The organism is Sulfurospirillum diekertiae (assembly GCF_002309535.1).
In the GTDB taxonomy this organism is placed as follows: Bacteria; Campylobacterota; Campylobacteria; order Campylobacterales; family Sulfurospirillaceae; genus Sulfurospirillum; species Sulfurospirillum diekertiae.
This window is the reverse complement of record NZ_CP023275.1, coordinates 2,256,455-2,273,273: the sequence shown is the minus strand read 5'-3', so window position 1 is coordinate 2,273,273 and position 16,819 is coordinate 2,256,455. Positions and strand designations below refer to the sequence as shown.

Sequence of the window (16,819 nt, the reverse complement as noted above, 5' to 3'; positions counted from 1 at the left end):
CGTTAGCGTAGCATGAGAAGCTTTGCTTTGAGTGCGAGACAAAGTTCCATAAGAACTTAAAAGCATCGAAGATGCACGGGCATTGCGCCAAGCAAAACTCAGTGTTAACGTAGTCTTTAGAGCTTTGCTCTAAAGGCGTGACAAAAAATGAAAACAAAGGAGAATAGTATGAAATTAACACCGTATTCACAAAATGCTTTTACACCGATTCCTTCAAAGTTTACACTTTTTAGAAGAACCTGTGTGATTTGGCAAGTGATAAAATTTATTATGATCAACATCCGAATGACCATTCTAATTATCAAATCACATCACTAAAAAGCTTACATGTAAACCTACACGCCTCTTGTTAATCTTAAAACAAGAGGCACTTTTTCAAATAATCTTCTAATCCATTTCATATTATAATGTTACACAATAGATAATAATGTTTTGAAACATTATTAAGGAAAAGGGTGGCATGCTAAAAGTCGTCGATATATTTTATTCTATTCAAGGAGAAGGTGCACATGTGGGCGTTCCTTCTATTTTTATTCGACTGTATGGGTGCAATCTCACCTGTTCCTTTTGTGATGAGTTCTTGCACAAAGGAGAATATGAAAGTCTTAGTTTTGATGAGGTGTTAACACGTATTAAGCCTTATCCTGCCATGAATGTCATCATTACAGGTGGCGAGCCGAGTATTTATAATCTTAATGGTTTTATTGATTATTTGCAAGCGTATATGTATGCTGTTTCTGTCGAAACGAATGGCTATAATTTTTCCAACATTGCGAGTGCTAACTGGGTGACCTATAGCCCAAAAGATTGGGATAAAATTGAAAAATATGGCTACGATGAGATTAAATTTGTGGTGAGCAAAGAGTCTGCAGTTGAAAAAATACTTGAATTTTCAAGCTACAAACCCATCTTCATTCAGCCTCAAAATGAGATGGATCGACCCAACAAAGAAAATGTTGCTTTTTGTGTGGAGTTTGTCAAAGAACATCCACAATTTATCTTGAGTGTGCAGTTGCACAAGTTTTTAGGAGTGGAATAATGGGAAAAATTGCTTCCAAAGCATTAGTGGTCTTTAGTGGTGGACAAGACAGTACGACTTGTCTGGGTTGGGCAAAGAATCGTTTTGATAGTGTTGAAAGCATTACGTTTGATTATGGCCAAAAGCATCGCGTGGAAATTGCGCAAGCTGAGAAGATCGCCAAAGCGTTACATGTAAAAAATACACTGCTCAGCTTAGATGCCTTTTCACAACTGAATGATTCGGCTTTAATTGATGGTACGCAAGATATTGGCGCACATCATAGAACGCATACCAATCTCCCTGCTTCCTTTGTTCCCAATCGCAACGCGATCTTTTTTACACTTGCGCACGCATTTGCGCAAAAACAAGGTATTGAGCATATCATCATTGGAGTCAATCAGACCGATTATTCAGGGTATCCTGATTGTAGAGAGCCTTTTGTAAAGGCGCTTGAACTTGCCCTTAATCTTGGAAGCGAAGCCAACATCACTTTCCATTACCCGCTTATGCACCTCACAAAAGCTGAAACCTTTGAACTTTCACACCAAGAGGGTGTCTTAGAACTCGTCATCGATGAGTCACATACATGCTATAATGGTGTCCACGATAAAAAGCATGCATGGGGCTATGGTTGTGGCGAATGTCCTGCATGTGTGCTACGAAAAGCAGGATGGGAGACCTACGCGAAAGGTAGGTGACGCCCTTTACATGTAAAGCATGTTATGCATTATTTGCATATTAAAAAGGAGTGCCGCGATGAGTGTGAAGTCCTCTTTTTTCTTCTTGACAATGTTAACTTTTTTAGTGGCTATTGGTGTTGAAGCTTTCATTTGGGTGAATGAACGCGACAATGTCAATGCAATGGCTAAGCAGAATGCCCAAGAGATCGTTCAAGGGTTCAAACAACTTTTAATTTTAAAATCAGACTCTTTTAAAAAACAAGCGCTTGATTATGCTGCGTGGAATGACCTTGCCAATTTTACCGATACGAAAGATCCACAATGGGCTGAAGATAACCTTAGAGCAAGCATTGTACAATTTGGTATCGATGGAATGTATATCTTGGATCAGAACAAAAAAATCATCTTTTCCGAATCCGATAAACCTTTTTTAGCTACGATTGAAACGCTTGTCCCTTTTGCGATGTTTGATACTGCCAATGCGGAGCTCTTACACTTTTATGTCAAAGTACCGCAACAAGGTATTGTTGAATGTTATGTGGCACCGATTCATCGTATTGATGAGACTATTGCTCAAAACTCTTTAGCGAAAGGGTTTGTTCTGATTGTAAAGCATTGGGATGAAGCATTTTTGAAAGAGCTGAGTGGTTATGGAATTGCAGAGGCGAGTTTAAGTGCAATTCAAAATGACGATGACTATAACACCGTCCATGAAATTCCTTTAAGTGGAATTCAAGGCGAGAAAGTAGGCACACTCTATTTACATATTCATAATCGAATGAGTGAAGTGTTGGATCGCTATGGTAAAAAAGAGTTGAAGCTGACCATTGTGCATACGGTTATTTTGATGATCGTTTTTGCCCTTTTGATTGCAAAATTTATCTCTTTTCCTTTGCGAGACATCACAGTTGCGCTCAATGCTAAAAATAAAGAGCCTTTACGTAAATATTTGCTCAAAGAGAATGAATATGGTGCTATTTCAACAGCACTGTGCGAGTCCTTTGATACAAAAGAAGAGCTAGAATATCTCAATAAAAACTTGGAAAAAAAGATCGATGAAGAAGTTGCGAACAGCAGACTTAAAGATCGAATGCTCTTTCAACAAGCTAAACTGGCAGCCTTAGGAGAGATGTTGGGCAATATCGCGCATCAATGGAGACAGCCGCTTAATACCATTAGTGTGGTTATTAGCAAGATTTATCTTGATAGCCAAATGAAAAAACTCACGCCTCAAAACCTTGAAGACGAGATTGTAAAACTAAGAAGTTTAATTCAAAGTATGTCATCAACGATTGATGATTTTAAAGATTTCTTTTTAGCAGACACGGGAAAAGTTCTGTTTTCAGTATCGAAATGTATTGAAGAGAGTATTCGGATGAACGATGGTGGCATTGCCAATCGAGATATTTTATTTTGTGTGGATTGTCCGCAAGAGATTGCGCTGAATACTTTTAAGAAAGAGCTGGGGCATGTCCTTTTAGTGCTGATTCACAATGCAAAAGAGGCGCTTATTGAGCGGCAGATTGCTCATGGTGAAATTACCATTAAGGGGTATGAGCAAGAGCACTATGTCATTATTGAAGTTTCAGACAATGGAGGTGGTGTGACGGATGAACAACTTCCTCATGTTTTTGATCCATTTTTTACCACAAAAGATCCGACACGTGGCAATGGTGGAGGGCTTTATATGTCCAAACAGATTATTGAACAGACGATGCAAGGCTCCATCAATGCAACCAATGAGCGAGGTGGGCTGTTTATCACAATTGTATTGCCCAAAGATGAGGCATAAAAGGGGCATGCCCCTTTTGGTTTACTCTGCTAAAAATTTGAAAAGGGAAGTGCTCCAGTCATCTGTATGCAAGATGGTTTGGTAGGTTTTAACATCCTTTGCAAGCGCTTCTGCGGTGAGTTTCATCGCCCCATAAGATGCGAAAATCCCTTTAAATTCCATCCCTGTAAAGACAATGGTTGAGTAAAGCGGTCTTAAGTATTCACTGAGCGTAAAGTTATTGTACGCACCTGCTTGGTAAGCGTACTCAGGTGAACCCACACTCACAATGATTTTGCTCTCTTTTCCTGCCAGTTTGCTACCCTCTGGGCCATATGCAAAACCATATCCCAAAACTTTATCTTGCCACTCTTTTAACATAGCAGGAGTGCTATACCAGTAGAGTGGAAATTGGAAAATGATGCGATCATATTGGACTAAAAGGGCTTGCTCTTTAGCAACATCAATAGCCTCTACGGTTTTATACGTTGCATAAAGATCATGTACGGTGATATTTGGCTCATTTTTGATGCTCTCAAGAAGTGCTTTGTTGACTTTGGACTCCGTGATGTTGGGGTGTGCAAAAATAATCAATGTTTTTTTCATAGTATCTCTCCTAAAAATTTAGAAAAATATACCTCTTAACACCTTAAAGTTTATTATAGAATAAAAAGTAAGTAAAGAACAAAAATGGTGATTATGGTATAATACAAATTAAGAGGTGACAACAATGATAACAACAGACGTAAAAGAGTTGCAATGCCCTGTAGCATTGACATTGGACATTATAAACGACAAAAGTAAAATATTTATCGTTTATATATTATTAGGCGGACAAAAAAGATTTAAAGACATTTGTGAAGCTTTTTCACAAGTGACACAAAAAACGGTGACACAAAAACTCAAAGAGTTAGAAGCCGATCATATCATTGAGCGAACAGTTTTTGCTGAAGTACCTCCACGTGTGGAGTACGCCCTTAGCCCTATTGGTTTAGAGCTTAAAAAAGTGCTTGATTCTATGCACGCATTTGGCGAAATCTATGCCGCAAAATATGGCTGTAAAAGAGATGTAAAATAAGCTTTACATGTAAAAATACGATTGGTTCAAAAAGGTGAAGTGATGAGCGATACATTAATACGCTTTAGACAACGTTTTACAAATTATCAAAAATCTCTTAGGCATCTTAAAATGACAGTTGAAAAAGAGAGCCTGAATGAGATCGAAAAAGCAGGGCTCATCCAGTTTTTTGAAGTGGGATTTGAGTTAGCGTGGAAAGTGATGAAAGACTATCTGGTAGCGGAGGGTTATGAAGTCAAAAGTCCTCGTGAGAGCATCAAACAAGCGTTCCAATACGGACTCATCGACGATGGTGCTTTGTGGCTTGAAGCACTCGAAAAACGCAATCTTAGTGCGCATACTTACGATGAAACTATCTTGGATGAGCTTGAAAAACTCATTGTTCAAACCTACTACCCGATGATGGAAAAACTCTACGATGTATTGGCAAAAAAGACATGCTAGGGTTGAGTGAAACAGAACTCTCAACCTTGCGTGAAGTTTTTGCTAAGTTTGATGCCATCGAAGAGGTCATTCTTTTTGGCTCTCGAGCCAGAGGAACACACAAAAAAGCTTCCGATGTTGATCTTGCCATTAAGGGTAAAAATATCGACCTTAATACCCTTTCAAAACTCAAATATAAACTTGATGAAGAGACCAATTTACCCTATTTTTTTGATGTTGTGATTTATGATAAGATTAGCGATGATGCGTTGAGAAAGTCGATAGATGAGGGTGGTATTAAAATTTAGTAAGGTAAAGCTATGACATATATTGCACCAACGCTTTCTCTGTATAAAACACTTGATGACTTGTTTAATCTTGAACCTGAAATGATGTTTGTACGTGATGTCAAACATCCCACTTTTGCAGAGTTGTTTGAGGAGAAGTATCTTTTGTTTGTCGGGGAACCTGGATTTGGTAAAACACGGCTTTTTAAAGAGCTTGTTTTAAAAGCACACGAACATCAAAAAAAAGCTTTTTATCTGGATGCGAAAAAAATTATTGACAGCGATATTGCAAAAAATATTCTTACATGTAAAGAAATTGACCCAAATATATCAGAGCAAGATTTACTCAAACAATCAAAATTTTCCAATACGGATGATGCAAGTTTAGATGAAAACACATTGATTTGCATCGATGCTCTTGATGAACTCCCCTTTGAAAAACTCTACACTTTTATGGAAATGATCGAAACGTTTATGCAACAAAATTCTCTTGCTAAACTATTTGTATCATGTCGCACGCATCATCTTAAAAAGATGGACTTTGATGTGGCTTCGCTTGCCTTTAAGTTCATCGAAATTGACAAGTTTTACGGTAAACAAATCAAAGACTATATGGAAAGTTTTGATGCACAAAAAGCTTCTTTTATTTTTAGTGAGATTCAAAAAAATGGTCTCTTTGAAATCTTACAAACACCTCGTTACCTCTACTATTTTTGTGAATTAACAAAAGATATGAAGATAGAAGAAATCATAAAATTGAGTCGTATCGAATTATTTAACCATTTTATTTATCGAAAATTAGACAAAGAAAGAGATGTTAAAACTCCTCAGTCTCAGTATGATGTGATTAAAAGAGTCTTAGAAAAAATTGCATTTATTATGAAAATTTATCAGGTTTCACAAATCAGCAAAGATGAACTAATGACTATTTTTGATTCGGTAGAATCAAATTTTAGTCAAATTATCTTTAGAGATGATTTACTTAATATTCTCTATGACCGAAGTGTTTTAAAAGACAATCTTGATTTTGTCGAGTTTGAAAACCAGACGTTTTTAGACTTTTTAGCAGCAAAAGAGTTACTTCGTTTTGATAAGCTTGATCAGCGATTTTTTGACCTAGCAATGGAGCCTACACTTCAAGAAATTTTTGCAAATTGGTTTTATGTCACACCTTTTCTTATCGATCAAAACAGTACTTTATTAGAGCTTTTTATTGCATTTGTACAACGACATAAAGAGAGGGTTTTAAGGGAAGAATATTTCGACATCCTTGTCTCAATCAATGCTGAAACAATCGACTTTCAAACAAAATCTCGCATCTTTAACATTGTTTTTGATTACTATACGAGGCATGACAAATCTTTATGGAGGTTGGCGGATAAACTAGCCAATTTTTACTGTGAAAGTGAGCATTATGCACTGATTCTTGAAAGTGCAAAATCTAAAACATGGCACATGTCAAAACAAAGAAACGCTGTTAAGTTGATAAGCTCAGTGTATAAAAAAGGCAAACTCTCAGCGCAACAACTGAAAACATGGAAAGAGACATTTTCTGCGTGGTTACAAATGGATGTCAAAGAAAATCAATACTTGCATGAAACAATTGTCAGCCATGCTTCTATCTTTGCAAAAAATGATTTTGAGTGGGTGAAAAACCATCGTTTCATTTTTGAAAAGGGCGTTCAGCTTCAGCATGAGTACGCACGAACATGCCGTGAAATAGCGCCTGAAGATAGCTTTAGCATTGATGTCTATTTTGAAGCAGAAAAGCTTTTTAATAAAAATAAAGTAGATAGAAATAGAATCAGTGGTTTTGATGTATTTGAATGTATTTCTGAATGTAGAACATCTGTAGCTCTTGAATATATTTTAAGTAAGTTCCTTCAAAGAGAACAAGAACATTACTCTTTAAAATATCATTATCTTGGTCTACGTGAAAAGCAAGTTGAAATATTATTTGAAAATATCGCGCATGTTCTCAATGATACACTTCGTGATCTCTTAAATCAATTTCTTCTAAAAGTATTTTATAAAAATTTCCACTATAGCGATGCTTATAAAGTTTTTATACGATTAATTGTAAATGTGCTTATAAAAGATAATCAAAAGTATTTGGAAGAACTTTTAGAAGAGTTAATAACGCGTCTAAATACCGATAAAATATATTATTTTGAGTTTCAAGAATTTATTATTTTAAACCTCTTTCCTTTTATAACAGTCGATAATTTTGACATTATTTTGAATATTTTTAAAAAGATGGAACATTCAAGCTTTACTTTAGAAGATTTAATGATAAATTTGTTCTATACAGAAACGCTCAATTCAAAGGTAAAAGAAAAAATTCATTCATTGTTTCATAAAGAAATACAAAAGAGAAACAAAGCTCAAGCAAAATATGCAAAAATGCACCCACCAAAAAAGCAAAAAAGTTTATGTGATCAATGGCTTTATAAAATAGAACCAGTGCTAGATCGATTTCACAGAGATCTGTTTTCATTTTTTATCTCGCACCAAGAAGAGCTTAAACAATGTCCTGCTTATGAAATCAATCGACAACGTATGATTGCTTTGTCACACCAAATTTTATTGCATAATAATCCTCTTGATGGAAAAGTGAAACGAAGCGGGGAGAATTCATACCAGATTTGGGAAGTACCATTTTTGTACAGTTGTATCAATTTTTTGTACCATGAAAAAATTGTTTTAACGGATCAAATGATGGTAGACAATGCCTTCCGTTATCTTCCTTTTAGCACAAATAGTAATGATAAAATGATATTTGAACTTGCTAGCAAACCATCATCGAAGGCACTTCAAGATGTAGTAGATGTTTATGCAGGAAAGCGAAGAGATGACTTAGCAATGCGCTCGCCTGAGAATTTTATGCAGATGTATCAAAATCTACGCATCAAAGAGGCAGAGCCGTTACTTTTAAAAATGATTGCAAATCAAAAAATTGCAAAGCATATTCGTGAAGAGATAGTCGATATTTTGCCACCTGAAGTTTTAACAAAAAAACGTATTGATGCAATGCGAAAAAAACCAGAGTTAGAAAAGGACTTGAAAGAAGCGTTTTTAAAAGCTTTGGTTATGAAGCATGATGATAAAGAAGCGTTTGCTGAAGTGATTGAGTACGTCAAACAAACAGCAATGACCACACATGTACCAGAGGGAAAAGACAGTACCTTTATGACAGATTTGGACGATCATCGTGGGCAAAATAGTTTAAATCAACTTTTGATACATCATGAAGAGTACACGAAAAAGATAGATGAAGATTTGTTGGTATTAGCTTCTTCTTTACGCAAAGAGAAGAAACACGCTAACGCTGAATTTTTAGAAAAAATTGTCACCAACCACCTCAAACAACTTCGCCATTTAGGTTCGTTTGAGCCTATTCATAAAATGGAAAGCTTTATGCTTCGCAATCAAAATGAGCTTGAGTTAGGATCATTTGAGTATGGGTTTGATGAAGCTAAGAAGAGCTACTTAGAAGCCATCGCTAAACCGTCAAATATGGCAGATGCACTAAGAAAATATAGAGAATTTAAAGATAAATTGTATTTGCCTATTGCTTCGACATCGCATCTTTTGGAAGTTATCAAACGTGTCATTGAAAAAGATTTGAAACAATGGGTTGAAGATGAGGGTGCGTATAAACATATTGAGTTACAGGCTAGAAAAGAAAAGAAATTGGATGCAGAAGAGTTTATATCCAAAACGCTCATGCCTCCGATAAAATTAGCGCTATATGAGCATGGTTTTAGAGCAACAGATTTTAGGTTACATCGAGAAGAACAGTTAATGGATGATAAGCGTATTGATTATACGATTTCTTACGGATTTATTGGGCAGATATTGTTAGAGTTGAAATTGGACTTTAATATGGAAGCCGATGCTAGAAAAAAGATTGGCAAAGAGTATGTTAAAAAATTACACCAGTATATCCAAGGGTCACATTCGGATTATGGTATCTTTTTAATTTTTAATATTAGAAGTTCAAAAGAAGATTTTGAAAAACAGTTACAAAATCTTCATGAGCTTTATAGAGATGAGTTAAATATAAATGTTATGGGTTTAAACTGTAAAATAGACTAAGGAAAACACACTGCAAATGACCGACATCCCATTTGGTACAACTGATTGGGAAAATATTGAAAAAGTAGAACACAAAGGTGAGAGCTGCAGTGCGTTTTGGCGAACGAAGCAGTGTGGCAACATTCGTGTGCGTATGGTGGAGTATACTGCTGGGTATAAAGCCGATCACTGGTGCCAAAAAGGGCATATTCTTTTGTGTTTAGAGGGTGAGCTTTACACGGAACTCATGAATGGAGAAGTTCATTTTCTTCAAGCGGGTATGAGTTATGAAGTGGCGGATGAGACGATGGCACACCGTTCGTATACGCCAAGTGGCGCGAAGCTGTTTATCGTTGATTGATCTTTACATGTAAAGGTAGTTATGAGCAAAGAGAATTACCAATGGCTTGAGAAGGAGCTTCCTTCGTGGGTGAATGAGGGCATAGTTACACAGGAGAGTGCGAGGGTACTTTTAAGTCGTTATGAAGGCGAAAAATCATCTCAGCGCTCTTCGGGCATAGCCTTTAGCTTACTTGGGTTTGCCCTTGTAGGATTGGGCATTATCTCCCTTTTGGCGTACAATTGGGATGCGTTGGGGCATCTGGAGCGTACACTGTTCGCCATTGTCCTTTTAGTGGGTGCACAAGCGTTTTCCTTTTGGGTTAAGCGTTACAAGCCAAACGACACTGCATTGCTGGAAGGGAGTGGTATCCTTTGGTTTTTGATGATGGGTGCATCGTTGGCGATCATTGGGCAGACGTACCATTTGGGTGGCACGGTTTTTGATTTTCTAAGTCTTTGGCTCTTACTCTCCTTTGGTATTGCATGGTTACTTCCTTCTTCAGGTGCTGCATTGTTACAGATCCTTTTATGGACAGTTGTGTGGATCAGTCATCGAAGTGATTTGAGTGCATTGTTGGAGATGAATACAGACTCTTTTCTCAGCACATGGGCACTATTAGGAATTATGCTTTGTTGGCTTGGCTACTATGTGTGGCAACTGAGAACAGCAAAAAATGCCAATGGTACCTTGCTCCTTAGTTGGGGACTTGCGATCTCACTTTTTCTTGTTTTTCTTGTTGAAATCTTAACGCAAACGCGTGCTATGCCTCATTTACGTAGCATGGTGAATTATTTTGCACTTTTCTTTGCACTGTATTACATGGCAGGAATGCTGTATCTTTCGCATGGTGAAAAAACATGGCAACGTCCTTTTGAACGCATCGGAAAATTTGGAGCTTTGTTCTTGGTACTGACTCAGGTTTCATTTCGAGCACGAATGTGGCTGGATGGGGCGGATTCAATGATTCAAGCACCTAGCCAGATGGGTTGGCTGGCAATCAGTCTAATCGTGCTTTTTGTAGCACTGTTAGTGCTATTTTTACAAAAGGTTAAAAAGGTTCCCGCCGAAGTGCTTGTCATACTGACCCCTGTCATTTTCTTGATATACACACAGCTTCAAAGTCATCACGAAGTATCTGCTTTGGCTTCAATGCTCTTTATCAATGCTTCTTTACTTTTAGGGGCTTCGTGGATGATCGTATGCGGTGCAAAAGAGGGGCGTTTAGGACTGATCAATCAAGGCATGATTTTAATCGCGTTGACGGTTTGGATTCACTTTATGGATGCCAAGTTTGATTTGGTGGCTAAAGGTGTGGCATTTATCGTAACGGGGGTGCTATTCTTGGTTATCAATGCCTTTGTACGACGAAAGTTGAGGGCAAGCGCATGAAAAATATAAAACTTCTTTCATGGATTTTTTTTGGATTTCTGTGTGTCGTACAAGTGGGTGTTATTGCTTTTCAGATCCTAAGTTATGAGCGCATTCTCAAAGAGGGCGAAGTCTTTTATTTGAAAGTATCGCCACTTGATCCGTACGATCCATTTAGGGGACGTTATGTCACACTTCGTTTTGATACGGCTACAAAAGCCCCTTTAGCTGAGGGTGAGGCTATGAGAGAACGTCCTAAGGCATATGCTATTTTTGAACACAGTGATCAAAAGGATAACATCAAAGAGATACGCTTTACAAAGCCACTGAGCGGAAATTTTTTAGAAGTGAATGTAGAACCACGCTACCAAAGTATGCCTCAAAAAGAAGATGTCTCAAAACTCGTCTATTTTTCATTGCCGTTTGATCGTTTTTACATGCGTGAAGAGTTAGCGCCAAAAGCCGAAAAAGTTTTAAGACAAAATAGTGGAATAACAGTAAGCGCAAAGCTTAGAATTTTAGAGGGTAAAGGAGTGATCGAAGATTTGATGGTCGCAGATACCCCACTGAGTCAATTTGTTCTTGAGAAGTAAAAGCCGTTACGCTTTTACTTCAATACCAAGTGCAATAAGTTCGTTATCGGTATAGGGAATGGGCATTTTTTTACCATCCGATGAAACGTTGACGTAGGTAATCACGGCACTCGTTACATGTAAACAACGGTGTGCCCCTTCGATGGAGCGTTCGGCGTTGACTTCAATGCGCACCGTAAGAGATGTTTTACCCACTTTGATAATTTTGGCATAACAGCTGAGTACATCACCCACTTTGACCGCTTCACGAAACTCCATAGATTGTACCGCAACCGTTACCACACGCCCAACGTTGAGATCGCGTACAGCGAGGCTTCCTGCGATGTCCATTTGTGACATAATCCAGCCTCCGAAGATATTGCCAGAGGGGTTGGTATCTTTTGGCATAGCAACAATTTTGATGCGCGGTTCACCCATATTGTACATATGTAAAGCCTTTGATGCAAAATAATGAAAAAGAAGCTAAAGCGTTAGCCTCTTTTTGAATGGCATATCATAATACAGTATTGTTTGAAGGTAATTTAAATGAAAAATCAGATCCTACACCTAAGCTGCTTTGTATCTCTAGTGTGGTGTTGTGAAGTTTAAGAATGTAGTTTACCAATGCAAGCCCAAGTCCCATGGAGTTGTCCCATGAGTGTGAATTCGAGCGGTAGAATTTTTGAGTTACTTTTTCGATCTCTTCGCTTTTGATCCCCATGCCTTGATCTTTTACATGTAAAGCGTCATTCTCAAGGACAAGGGTAATAGTTTCTTCAGAATATTTGAGGGCATTGTCGATGAGGTTGGAGATGACAAGCTCTATCATCGTACGATCTGCCGACACCATATAGGTTTCAGGAAGTTCCGTATGAATGGTACGTGTTGGATGTTTTTCTCTAAAACCTTGCGCGATCTCTTGGGTCAGCTTCACCAGATCAAACGTGGTATTTTGGGTTATAAAATCACCATTTTCAAATTTGGTTGTTAGCGCTAAACGGTCGATCATATTGGATATTTTCTGCCCATTTTGGACAATTTTTCCTAAAAAGCGCTCCCTAATTTGCGCATTGGTATTGGGATCATCCAGAAGTGTTTGAGCGTATCCCATGATGGAAGCGATAGGGTTTTTAAATTCGTGGCTAATGGCAGAAATAACATCGCTGCGTTGTTGACTGATCAGCTTGATCTTAGCCGTATATTTTCGTTTTTGTTTGGCTCTTTTTTCCAGTTTAGAAGCTAATTTTTTCAGGTAATTGGAGATTTCTAAAAACTCCATACTAAAGTGTGAAGAGAGTTTAATTCTATAATCTTTGTCAGCAATTTGCTGAAGGTTTTCGACAATGTTATCGATCTCTTGTCGAATTTTTTGACTAAAACGATACGCCCCATACAATCCCATTAGAATTGTCACGGTAAAGATAATGGCGATTTTAAACCATAAGGCATAGAAGTTATGCATAATGGTGTCGATGTTTTTTGCCAATCGTAAAAAGTAAATATGATCATTCATACTAAAGCGGTGTGCCACGTATAAAAAATTACTTTTCATGGTATCGGAGAAACGGATAGAGTAACCAAACGAGGCTTTGCCCGCTTTAATCATCTCTTCACGATGCGAGTGGTTATCCATCGTTTCACTGTCATGGTCACTGTCCGTGACGACCATGCCACTTTCATTAATAAGGGTAAAGCGAATATCCGTACTCTCTCGAAAGCGTTTTGCAAAATCATCAAGGTCATTCATCTGCGGTAATTCACGTACCAAAATATTAATATGGGACTCAAGGTTGCTGCAGTAGTGATCAATGTTGTCACTTTTGATGGCAAAGTAGCTGATGGCACCTGAGAGCAAGAGTGTTGTTAAAAAAAGTGCAAGGAGCGCTCGTGTGATGTGTTGGTGAAGCATTAGCATAGAGTATAGCCTACACCCCAAATGGACTTGATATACTCTTTTTCTTTGGTAGGGTCTATTTTTTGTTTGAGGCGATTAATAGCGACATTGACCGTTTTATCTTGAAAAAATTCATCATTTTTCCAAACGTGTTCCAATAAAAATTCACGGCTTAAAACAGAACTTTTGTTTTCAATGAGGGTGCGTAAGAGGTCAAACTCAAGCTTGGTCAGTTCGACCTCTTTGGTATTTACATGTAAACGGTGTGCTTCAAGATCGAGACTGAGGTCACGGTAAGAGAGTAATGATTTTTCATTTTTGGGTGCGGTACGAGAGAGAATCGCTTTAATGCGTAAAAGAAGCTCTTTCATATTGTACGGTTTGGTCACGTAGTCGTCCCCACCTCGCACAAAACCCTCTTCAATGTTAGTGTCACTGTCTTTTGCGGTGACAAAAATAACGGCTTGTGTGAACCCTTTTTTACGTAAGCTCTCAACAAACTCACTGCCTTCAACGCCTGGTAAATTTCGATCAACGATGAGGAGGTCGATGGGCTCTTCTTGAAGGCATTTTTCAACATTTTTACTGCTCAAAAAGCCGAGTGTCTCATAGCCTTCTTTTTGTAAATGGTATTCTAAAAGTTCTAAAAGATCTTCCTCATCTTCAATAATCAAAATAGTCTGTTTCATTTTACCTCTGAATTTTACATGCTTTCTGGGCAAAGCCCAACACGCTACGCTAGCCACTTTCGTGGCAGAATTTTAATACGTTTTCATCTCTCCGCCCACACGTGAAAAAATCATGAGTTGGACGATATTGACACTGCGATCTGCCATACGCTCTAATTTGCGCATAGTGCTTAAAATCTGAATAAAATCAGCCGATTGATCGATGGTTTTTGTAATGTCACTTAAGATATTTTTTTCCAAAATAGAGTAAAGATCGTCACTTTTACTCTCTTCCACTTTAACTTTGCGATAGGTGTCTTCAAGCGTATCTTTATCGCCAATATCAATCGTGCCAAGAGCTAACGTAACGGCTTGAACGGAAGTTTTACACAGGTGTGTTGAGTATTCGTGTAGTGAGATCAATGGAACATCCCCTTGAAGATGGAGTGCCATACGTTTGCTGAAACTGCGGATATTCTCAGCAATTTTGACAAGTTCATTGGTTATTTTAAGGTAAGCGACCATTTTACGAAGGTCTTTTGCTTCAGGGCCAAAAAGTGCTAATGTCACAACAATTTCATTATCAATCGCGTTGGCTTGGGTCTCTACATTTTTGAGTAAAGTGCGAGCAGATTCAAAACGAGTCGCATCTAAACTTTCCATGCCACTCAGTGCTTTTTCACTTGCCATGATAATATCTGATCCTAAACCCAAGAGCATTTTTTTGATTTCACTGAGTCTTTCTTCATACTTTTGAAGCATTTGTATTCCTTATAATATTTGCTCCCATTCTAATAGGAAATCATTACAATATGGTAACATAAAAAGCTCTCCTTCGTTACCGTATCGTAATGAGCTCCTTTTATACTATGCCAAAAAAGTAAAGGAGTATTCATGGTTGATGTTGAAAAAGCATTACACCTCAAGTATCCTAGTATTGTCTATTATCCAACAATTGTGAAAAATTGTCTGATTTATCTGCTGAAAAAACTTTTGCATCAAGATGAGATTAACACCTTTCTTATTCATGGGGAAGCGTATCGTGGATTTGACTTTGTGGAAGCCGTTTTGGAGTATTTCAATTTTGGCTACACGGTTTCTAATAAAGATAAAACCAATATCCCCTCTTCTGGTCGTGTGATCATTGTTGCCAATCATCCCTTAGGTGCATTGGATGCGCTTTCACTCATTGCGTTAATCAAAGAGATACGTAGCGATGTCAAAGTGATTGCTAATGATGTTTTAATGCAGATAGAGCCTTTACAGAGTTTGCTCATTCCCATCGACAATATATCTGGGGCTACGGCAAAAGAGTCAATCAAGAAAGTCTACGATGCGCTTGAAAATGATGAAGCACTCATCGTTTTTCCCTCAGGTGAAGTGTCACGTGCGCATCCCACTGGCATCAAAGATACGAAATGGAAAAAAGGGTTCCTCAAATTTGCACAAAAGAGTAATTCGCCTATTTTGCCTATTTATATTGATGCTAAAAATTCACCGCTATTTTATACGATTTCGATGATTAACAAAAAGCTTTCGATGATTTTGCTTGCCAGTGAGATGTTTAAAAAGCGCTCTAAAGTGATCAACTTCAAAGTGGGTGAAATGATTGCCTATAAAACGCTTCAAAAGTCAGAGCTCGGCGAAAATACATTGATTAATTTGCTCAAAAAACATCTCTATAAAATCAGTAAAGGTAAAAAAGGGATTTTTGCAACACAAACCGCTATCGCACATCCTGAAGAGCGCAAAGCAATTCGCTCTGAGCTTAAAAAGTCAAAACTTTTGGGTCAAACCAGCGATGGAAAAAAAATCTATCTCTACGAATATGAGAGTGGCTCTATTTTGATGCGCGAAATTGGACGACTTAGAGAATTTACGTTTCGAAAAGTGGAAGAGGGGACGGGTGGGAAACGCGATGTTGACCTCTTTGACAAACACTATAAACACATTGTATTATGGGATGATGAAGAGCTTGAGGTGGTAGGAGCATACCGCATTGGAGAGGCGAATTTTATTAGCGAATATTTTAGTGTAGATGGCTTTTACTCACAAACTCTGTTTGAGTTTACTCCTGAATTTGAGCCCTATTTACATAACTCCATTGAACTAGGGCGTAGTTTTGTGCAACCGCGTTATTGGGGAAGTAGGGCGCTGGATTACCTCTGGCAAGGTATTGGAGCGTATCTGTTTCAAAACCCACATATTCGTTACATGTACGGTCCTGTGAGTTTGAGTGATGTTTATCCCAAGATTGCCAAAAATCTTATTGTGACCTTTTATGCACTCTACTTTTCAACACCCAAAGAGTTGGTGAGTGCACGCAATCGTTTTTTTATGAGCAAAGCGGAAAAAGAAGAGGCGCAAGCCTTTTTTAAAGGCGATGACTATAAAGAGGATTTTACTGTTCTTAAAGAGCAGCTTTCCTCGATGGATCTCAGTGTTCCAACGCTTTACAAACAATACACCGAACTGTGCGAAGAGGGTGGCATTTACTTTTTGGATTTTAACATTGACAAAGAGTTCGCCAACTGTGTCGACAGCTTTATTTTAGTCGACATCGCTAAAATCAAAGAGGCTAAGAAGACGCGGTATATCAAAGGAGCTTAATAAAACTAAGCCCTAATATGGGCTTGG

17 protein-coding genes are annotated in these 16,819 nt (G+C 37.9%); 12 read left to right on the top strand and 5 right to left on the bottom strand.

The features are described from left to right. Positions 1–168 precede the first annotated feature (168 nt). From SJPD1_RS14565 to SJPD1_RS11615, 4 genes are all read left to right on the top strand, one after another. Positions 169–318 (top strand): hypothetical protein, encoded by a 150-nt coding sequence (locus SJPD1_RS14565; protein ID WP_162494884.1) that lies wholly within the window; start codon positions 169–171, stop codon positions 316–318. 142 nt (positions 319–460) lie between these two features. Next, positions 461–1,039: a 7-carboxy-7-deazaguanine synthase QueE gene (locus SJPD1_RS11625; RefSeq protein WP_087439308.1), complete on the top strand. Its 579-nt coding sequence runs from the start codon at positions 461–463 to the stop codon at positions 1,037–1,039. Further along, a complete protein-coding gene (gene queC / locus SJPD1_RS11620; RefSeq protein ID WP_096047310.1) occupies positions 1,039–1,719 on the top strand; it encodes a 7-cyano-7-deazaguanine synthase QueC in 681 nt (226 codons plus the stop codon). Before SJPD1_RS11625 ends, queC begins: the two co-directional genes overlap by 1 nt. A gap of 58 nt (positions 1,720–1,777) precedes the next feature. Then, entirely contained in the window at positions 1,778–3,493 is a 1,716-nt protein-coding gene (locus tag SJPD1_RS11615; RefSeq protein ID WP_096047309.1) for a sensor histidine kinase, read from the top strand. A gap of 21 nt (positions 3,494–3,514) precedes the next feature. Here the strand turns inward: SJPD1_RS11615 and SJPD1_RS11610 are convergent, their stop codons facing one another. Continuing rightward, positions 3,515–4,078: an NAD(P)H-dependent oxidoreductase gene (locus SJPD1_RS11610; RefSeq protein WP_096047308.1), complete on the bottom strand. Its 564-nt coding sequence runs from the start codon at positions 4,076–4,078 to the stop codon at positions 3,515–3,517. A 124-nt stretch (positions 4,079–4,202) separates the two neighbouring features. Between SJPD1_RS11610 and SJPD1_RS11605 the strand changes: the two genes are divergently transcribed. Genes SJPD1_RS11605 through SJPD1_RS11575 form a run of 7 tightly spaced genes read left to right on the top strand, consistent with a single transcriptional unit; the run spans position 4,203 to position 11,641 of the window. Continuing rightward, positions 4,203–4,550: a winged helix-turn-helix transcriptional regulator gene (locus SJPD1_RS11605; protein WP_096047307.1), complete on the top strand. Its 348-nt coding sequence runs from the start codon at positions 4,203–4,205 to the stop codon at positions 4,548–4,550. 42 nt (positions 4,551–4,592) lie between these two features. After that, on the top strand, positions 4,593–4,994 hold the full coding sequence (locus tag SJPD1_RS11600; RefSeq protein WP_096047306.1) for a nucleotidyltransferase substrate binding protein: 402 nt from the start codon (positions 4,593–4,595) through the stop codon (positions 4,992–4,994). Between the two features lie 2 nt (positions 4,995–4,996). Continuing rightward, positions 4,997–5,281, top strand: a complete 285-nt coding sequence (locus tag SJPD1_RS11595) for a nucleotidyltransferase family protein (protein WP_210394366.1) — start codon at positions 4,997–4,999, stop codon at positions 5,279–5,281. A gap of 12 nt (positions 5,282–5,293) precedes the next feature. Continuing rightward, positions 5,294–9,358, top strand: a complete 4,065-nt coding sequence (locus SJPD1_RS11590) for an NACHT domain-containing protein (RefSeq protein WP_096047304.1) — start codon at positions 5,294–5,296, stop codon at positions 9,356–9,358. Between the two features lie 16 nt (positions 9,359–9,374). After that, positions 9,375–9,698, top strand: coding sequence for a DHCW motif cupin fold protein (locus SJPD1_RS11585; RefSeq protein ID WP_226372196.1), 324 nt, complete (start codon positions 9,375–9,377; stop codon positions 9,696–9,698). A 21-nt stretch (positions 9,699–9,719) separates the two neighbouring features. Continuing rightward, positions 9,720–11,069 (top strand): DUF2157 domain-containing protein, encoded by a 1,350-nt coding sequence (locus SJPD1_RS11580; RefSeq protein ID WP_096047302.1) that lies wholly within the window; start codon positions 9,720–9,722, stop codon positions 11,067–11,069. Continuing rightward, a complete protein-coding gene (locus SJPD1_RS11575) occupies positions 11,066–11,641 on the top strand; it encodes a GDYXXLXY domain-containing protein (RefSeq protein WP_096047301.1) in 576 nt (191 codons plus the stop codon). The genes SJPD1_RS11580 and SJPD1_RS11575 overlap by 4 nt, the downstream gene beginning before the upstream one ends. A 6-nt stretch (positions 11,642–11,647) precedes the next feature. Here SJPD1_RS11575 and SJPD1_RS11570 read toward each other — a convergent pair whose 3' ends face one another. The 4 genes from SJPD1_RS11570 to SJPD1_RS11555 form a co-directional block, all read right to left on the bottom strand. Further along, positions 11,648–12,067, bottom strand: a complete 420-nt coding sequence (locus tag SJPD1_RS11570) for an acyl-CoA thioesterase (RefSeq protein WP_096047300.1) — start codon at positions 12,065–12,067, stop codon at positions 11,648–11,650. Between the two features lie 67 nt (positions 12,068–12,134). Further along, complete coding sequence (locus SJPD1_RS11565; protein WP_096047299.1) at positions 12,135–13,535, bottom strand: sensor histidine kinase; 1,401 nt, start codon at positions 13,533–13,535, stop codon at positions 12,135–12,137. Beyond that, the gene (locus tag SJPD1_RS11560; RefSeq protein ID WP_087439298.1) at positions 13,529–14,203 is read right to left on the bottom strand and encodes a response regulator transcription factor; all 675 of its coding nucleotides are present in this window, start codon (positions 14,201–14,203) and stop codon (positions 13,529–13,531) included. The genes SJPD1_RS11565 and SJPD1_RS11560 overlap by 7 nt, the downstream gene beginning before the upstream one ends. Positions 14,204–14,275: 72 nt before the next feature. Beyond that, positions 14,276–14,944, bottom strand: coding sequence for a phosphate signaling complex PhoU family protein (locus SJPD1_RS11555; protein WP_096047298.1), 669 nt, complete (start codon positions 14,942–14,944; stop codon positions 14,276–14,278). A 132-nt stretch (positions 14,945–15,076) separates the two neighbouring features. Between SJPD1_RS11555 and olsF the strand changes: the two genes are divergently transcribed. Beyond that, positions 15,077–16,792 (top strand): bifunctional ornithine lipid synthase OlsF, encoded by a 1,716-nt coding sequence (gene olsF, locus SJPD1_RS11550; protein WP_096047297.1) that lies wholly within the window; start codon positions 15,077–15,079, stop codon positions 16,790–16,792. The last annotated feature ends 27 nt before the right edge of the window (positions 16,793–16,819 follow it).